This window comes from Rhodoblastus sp. (assembly GCF_052145335.1).
Classification (GTDB): Bacteria; Pseudomonadota; Alphaproteobacteria; order Rhizobiales; family Beijerinckiaceae; genus Rhodoblastus.
Genome location: NZ_JBKQOU010000262.1, coordinates 1 through 4,061, shown reverse-complemented (window position 1 = coordinate 4,061; position 4,061 = coordinate 1). Strand labels below are relative to the sequence as shown.

Sequence of the window (4,061 nt, the reverse complement as noted above, 5' to 3'; positions counted from 1 at the left end):
ACAGGCGAGCCGAAACCAAACCAGCCGGGCCATGGCACACAGCGGCCAGTATTTTGCCGGTCTCAAAGGTCCGCGTGACCAACTTGGCGAGGGCGGCGTTACCCGGATAGTCGAACATCGTCCCATGGCCGCCGGGCAGGAATACGGCATCGAATTCGTCGGTCGCGAGCTTGTCGAAGCGCGGCGTCTCAGCGACCGCCTTGCGAAAATCGGCGTCGGCCAGATAACGCTCGACCGAGGCATCATTCTCGCCCGCCGGTTTGACGCTGCGCGGGTCTACAGGAATTGCGCCTCCGGCGATGGAGGCCAGCGTCACCTCGGCGCCCGCATCAACAAAGGCGTAGTAGGGCGTCGTCAGTTCCTCAAGCCAAAGGCCAGTGGGCTCATTGCTTGCGCCCATCGTCCGCGCAGAAGTGGTGATGATCAGGATTTTGAATGGGTTCGCAGTCATGACTTGACCCCTCATTTGTTGTTAGAGGTTTGAGGACGCTTTGCGGACCTTCATCATGACGCAGCCCGTGAAGTGCGTGGAAAGATGGTCAGACGCGCCGCTGCATCGAATACACTCGCGTATGCAGATCGAGCATGGCGGTGGCGAAGCTCGCCGCGTTGTCCGCGAATTCGCTCCACACCGAGGCCGCCGACGGCTCGCGCGCCACCAGCTTGCCGGTCATGTCGTCGGTCTCGAAGCGCAGATCGGCGGCGAACTTGCGCGCCAAAGCCTGCATCGCCGGATTGCTGGCGAGGCATGACATATAGAGCGTGTCGGCGCGCCGGTTGCGGGCGGCCCGCACGATACGGCCCATTAATTCCGAACCGACGCCGCGCCGACGCCAGAACATCTCGATGCTGAAGGCCGCCTCGACCGATCCGCCTATGATATTACTGCCGACGGCGCGCAATTCGCCCGCGCCGCGCATCACGCCATCGACGTAATAGCCATAAATCACATCGTCGATGCCAAAGCAGCGCTCGGCGTAACGGGTGAGAAAATCGTCGTTGACGGCCATTGCGAAACGGTCAAATCGGCTTTGCGCGTCGAGCCTCAGCAGGTGGTCCCTGAAAGCCGAAAGGTCGGCGGGCCACGATCTGCGAATGACGCCACCATGGATCATTGTATGTTCCACAAGCATTTCCTTCAATGAAGCGGCTTTCCCGCCGCTGTTGAAATTCCGATTCCAGAACGTTTTCCTTTTGATCGTCATCTATGCTGCATTGCAGCATTGCGGCAGGTTCGGAATCTACTCACGCCGTCGCGCGCGACCTTTGCCCGACCTAGTCGAAGCGCCCGGCAGGGCGTTGGGATTGGCAGCGTTCCGCCGCATCGAGACCTTTGCGCGGGCTGTCGGCGAGTGTGGGGTAGAGTTCGTCATAGGGTTTGAGCCTGCGTCATTCCGGTATGCTAATTGTCAGTCGTGGTTCATGCCGGAAAAACTCGATGAGCGCGCCGTTCGCGCTTCCACTTAATTGGTCTTGGGGATTTCGCCCGGCCATGCTGGCGCGGCGTCAATATGTCTGCCGCCGCACGTAGGGCAAATTATCAGCGCCGGATCAGCAATGGCGAACAGTTCCTCTTGATTGCCGCAGGAGCGCTGGCGCATCCAATTTCGCGCCAATGAAAGGGCTACTGGCAGCGCTCAAATCACCAAATATAAGAAATTTTGGGCCGCTGCTATTGTCGCTGAAGCTTGAAGACTGCATAACGGTCGCCAGAACTGCAAAGGCGACCATTGCTCCGATAGCCATACGAACTCGCGCCTATAGCCATATGAAAAATGAGAATTGGAATAACCCGTTTTTTAATTGAGAGAAAACGGCTTCACCAAAGTCAATTACCAAGCATAGAGATGCAAAGTGATGGGTTGCGAACCAATAATTCATGTGATCGACGATGATACTGTGATACGCAATTCGTTAGGAGTGCTTTTAGCATTAGAAGGTTATCTGGTTCAGACATATGCTTCCGCTCGATCATTCCTCGATACGATTGAACAAACCGGGGCCGGTTGCATTTTAACGGATTTCAAGATGCCCGAAATTGACGGACTTGATCTTTTGGCGAGGTTGAATGAGCGGGGCGTCTTTATGCCCGTTATCGTCATGAGCGCATTTCCCGATGCTGGACTTGAAATCACGGCTATGAAACGCGGGGCAGTCGATTATTTCGAGAAGCCGTTTGACCCCGAAATCTTGCTCGCGGCCATTCACACAGTATTGACACGATCCCACAGCCAAATCTCATAAGCCTAATCCGCCAAATCGAGGCTGCCCAGAGAGGGCGCGGAGCCCCATCGAGCGAAGATGGCCGATGGTTGGCGGATTGAATGCTGGGGCGGAGTTCGTCATAGGGATTTTCGCGCTACCATCTTGATATGCTCGCGCCATCGCGGCGTCCGTCGCTGGGCGCAATCGGGCAGTCGGAAAATTAGAGGCCTCCACACAATTCGCCAGCCTTTTGCCAGTTCTCCCAGATCGCAGATTGCGCGTCGTCGAGGTCGATCTTCCCTTGGCAGACGAGGGACGACAAGCAAACTTCGATTTTATTTTCATAGCAATTTCAAACATTTATTCAAACAACCGATTAAATGTTAAGTCTTTATTATTGCGAAATGTTACTCAACGTTCTATGGTTAAAGTCAAGTTGGCGCTTTTGATATATCTATGACGAAAGTCATAAGTTACTGCATAGCTTAGTTGTAAGTTTAACACAACTTAAGGTAGTTCCATGTCAATCGTTCATATCGTTGAAGACGACAAGTTGCTTAGAGAGTCATTTGCTATTGTCCTTGGGTCTGAAGGCTTTAATGTTATTGCATATTCATCTTCTGACGATTTAATCAAAAATATTACGCGCATTGAGAGTAATAAAGACTGTTGTATAGTTGCCGATTTACACATGACGGGAACTTCTGGTATCGAGTTATTGCGTGTGTTAAAAAACAACGGCATTTCATTGCCTGTCATAATATGGACGGGAGACTCCGGTATGGAGCCGGTGGCTAGTGCTTTCGAAAATGGCGCTTTTGATTATCATATCAAGCCATGTGCTGTTGATATTCTAGTCAGCTCTGTTAGAGCTGCATTGAAGCATCAAGAAAATCCTTTTGTCGAAAGCTTAGAAATCAAGTTCCTTAGATCAAAACAGGCTTCTCTCTCGCCGGAAGAACAGCGGGTTTTGGAAAGGCTCCTGACCGGCGACTCTAATGACGCCATCGCCGCTGAGCTGGGGATCGAGACGCAAAGAGTCCTTCAACATAACGCGTCAACCATGAAAAAGATGGGAGCGACCCATTTGCACGATCTTGTTCGGAAATCGTTCATAGCGAACAGGGTAACCATCCAGCCGTCGAATTGCAGGCCAAATCCAGCGCATCTTAGCCAGAAGACGCCTGAAACTGGTCATTCCGCATTCAGGACTTTGTAGACAGCTCCGCGACTACAACCCAGAGCCTTGGCGATAGCAGGCTCCATGCCCGTCTTTCTGCGGGGCATACTCGCGCCGTCGCGGCGTCCGTCGCTGGGCGTGATTTGGCAGAGAAATTAAAGCCCTCTACATAATTCGCCAGCCTTTCGCCAGTTCTCCCAGATCGCCGATTGAGCGTCGTCGAGGTCGATCTTCCCTTGGCAGACGAGGGATGACAAGCAAGTTTCAATGGCGTCCTTTTCACGGGCTTCGTCAATTGGTTGAAGCGCGAGGTTCCGACGATCAATGACGGCGCCGCCGAGGGCGAGCGGTATTTTATGATCCAGCTCATATTGATTTCGGCGCTCGATAGGCTCGCCGATGGCCGCCAACATTTCCGCCTTGATCAGCTTCATGTCAGCGACGTAGGGGCGCACCGTCTGCGTCCACCCAGTTCGGCAGATCGTCGTTGAGATCGTCGCTGGCACCACGTCCGGATTTAGCGGGAGATCGGCGGCGAGGGCGGTTGAACTGATCGCCGCGAACGCAATTGCGCCGATGATCCCGCGCGATAAATTTCGGGCGGTCACGGCGTGCATTTCAAAAAAACAGAAATCGATTTGGCCTTCTCCGCCAAGTCGGCGGACGACACCGGGCT

Annotated in this window: 4 protein-coding genes and 1 pseudogene; 2 read left to right on the top strand and 3 right to left on the bottom strand. The window is 53.7% G+C overall.

The genetic code is table 11. The annotated features are described in order from the left end of the window. Window positions 1-400: type 1 glutamine amidotransferase domain-containing protein (locus tag ACLP2E_RS16565; RefSeq protein ID WP_442466562.1), on the bottom strand; the 400-nt coding region annotated here is incomplete at its 3' end. Window positions 401-539: 139 nt separating this feature from the next. Then, window positions 540-1,115 carry a GNAT family N-acetyltransferase gene (locus tag ACLP2E_RS16560; protein WP_442466561.1) on the bottom strand — a complete coding sequence of 192 codons (576 nt, stop codon included), beginning with the start codon at window positions 1,113-1,115 and terminating at the stop codon, window positions 540-542. Between the two features lie 766 nt (window positions 1,116-1,881). Here ACLP2E_RS16560 and ACLP2E_RS16555 point away from each other — a divergent pair. Both ACLP2E_RS16555 and ACLP2E_RS16550 read left to right on the top strand, forming a co-directional pair. Continuing rightward, complete coding sequence (locus ACLP2E_RS16555; protein ID WP_442466560.1) at window positions 1,882-2,244, top strand: response regulator transcription factor; 363 nt, start codon at window positions 1,882-1,884, stop codon at window positions 2,242-2,244. Between the two features lie 481 nt (window positions 2,245-2,725). Further along, window positions 2,726-3,424, top strand: a complete 699-nt coding sequence (locus ACLP2E_RS16550; protein ID WP_442466559.1) for a response regulator transcription factor — start codon at window positions 2,726-2,728, stop codon at window positions 3,422-3,424. Between the two features lie 116 nt (window positions 3,425-3,540). On the opposite strand, the pseudogene ACLP2E_RS16545 reads toward ACLP2E_RS16550, so the two are convergent. Then, window positions 3,541-4,061, bottom strand: a pseudogene (locus ACLP2E_RS16545) (hypothetical protein); the annotation flags it as partial.

Coding starts and splice junctions, on each gene's coding strand:
- ACLP2E_RS16560 (WP_442466561.1), bottom strand. CDS start 1,115: ATGATCCATGGTGGCGTCATTCGCAGATCGTGGCCCGCCGACCTTTCG.
- ACLP2E_RS16550 (WP_442466559.1), top strand. CDS start 2,726: ATGTCAATCGTTCATATCGTTGAAGACGACAAGTTGCTTAGAGAGTCA.